The sequence below is a fragment of the Flavobacterium gelidilacus DSM 15343 genome, assembly GCF_000422685.1.
GTDB lineage: Bacteria > Bacteroidota > Bacteroidia > Flavobacteriales > Flavobacteriaceae > Flavobacterium > Flavobacterium gelidilacus.
In genome coordinates this window covers 1-1,295 of record NZ_AUGN01000048.1, presented here as the reverse complement: position 1 = coordinate 1,295, position 1,295 = coordinate 1, and the positions used below count along the sequence as shown (strand labels likewise).

The 1,295-nt window shown below is 27.6% G+C and carries 1 protein-coding gene; it reads right to left on the bottom strand.

Translation table 11 applies throughout. The annotated features are described in order from the left end of the window. Positions 1–227 precede the first annotated feature (227 nt). Positions 228–1,154, bottom strand: coding sequence for a hypothetical protein (locus G507_RS0109680; RefSeq protein WP_026717285.1), 927 nt, complete (start codon positions 1,152–1,154; stop codon positions 228–230). Positions 1,155–1,295 lie beyond the last annotated feature (141 nt).

Sequence of the window (1,295 nt, the reverse complement as noted above, 5' to 3'; positions counted from 1 at the left end):
AATGAAAATAAGATAATGTTGAATAATAATTTGAATGCTTTCATATTTGATAATTCTTGTTTAAGCTTTTGTTTTTCAATGGTTTCATACAACGTTTTGCAGCTTGGCGAAGTGGCTGATTTAGAAGCACTTACTTTCAATTTAGCACTTAAATTCATTTGAAAACCGAATGTTCAATTTAGCACTAAACCCGCCATTTTGCCAAACTGCTGTTGGCTGTTCGTTGTTTATTTTATTTCTAATATTTGTCCGTCAATTGTTGCTTTCGCTCTGTAAGTTTTAACTATTTTGGCACCATATGGATTTGTTCCTCTAATTGAAGTTTCTAATAAAATGTAACTACCTTTATCTTCCCAATTAGTTTCAATATGTTCATAACTATCTGGGTCGTTCATCATTCTTTTTATTTCTCTTTCTAAATTTCTGTGTTGTCGATTGAATCCGAATTGCCTCATTATTACATCTCTTCTTTGGCTTTTCTCAATTAATTCTTTTTTTGTTTGTTCGTTTTGAATAAATTCAATAATTGTTTTGTCAGGAAAGTCATCGCCAAATTTATGTTTCATACTTGCTTTATACGAATTCAAATACATTGGTAAATTACTTTCTCTATTTGAATTAAAAGTTTTGGAAGCATTTTTGCTTAAATAAAAATATATTGTATCACCGTTTATCGGTTTTTTATAATCCGTTATAAATTGACCATTCCAACTTTTTACAATACTATCACTCCAAACGTTTTTATGATTTTGAATTTCAGATAATTTTTTGTTATGTTCTTCAATTTTTTGTTTTTCAACTTGTTTTATACTATCTAATAAGAATGTAATTTTTGAAATTTCATTTTGTGCTTGTTTATAAAAATCACTTTTTTCGTCAATTTGTCCAAAGTCTTTAATTGCTTGTTCAAAATTTGACTTTTTCTTGTTAGTAATTCCGTTGTCAAAATGTATTTTGTCAGCACCTATTACAAGAGAAACAACAATACCAATCAAAAATACTCCATAAAACACTCCATAAATTACACTTAAAACAATTGAAATTATTTTGAAAGTATTTTTTGAAGTTTGCCTTTTAATAAGCCCAAAAATTCCCAAAGGTGCAATTAGTAAAATTGCAAAAAAAAGTTTAAAATTGTTTTGATACCATTTCATATTTTGTCAAATTTTGTTTAGCGTTCTGTTCGGCTACAATGACAGCCAACGGTTCTCGGCTTTGTTTCAGTTTTGCTGATTAAGCACAAACCTTAACAAATATAAACAAATTTTTGATTAAAAAACTTCCAAAATAAAAAA

Excerpts from the sequence above, each read along its gene's own strand:
- G507_RS0109680 (WP_026717285.1), bottom strand. The coding sequence starts at position 1,154 with ATGAAATGGTATCAAAACAATTTTAAACTTTTTTTTGCAATTTTACTA.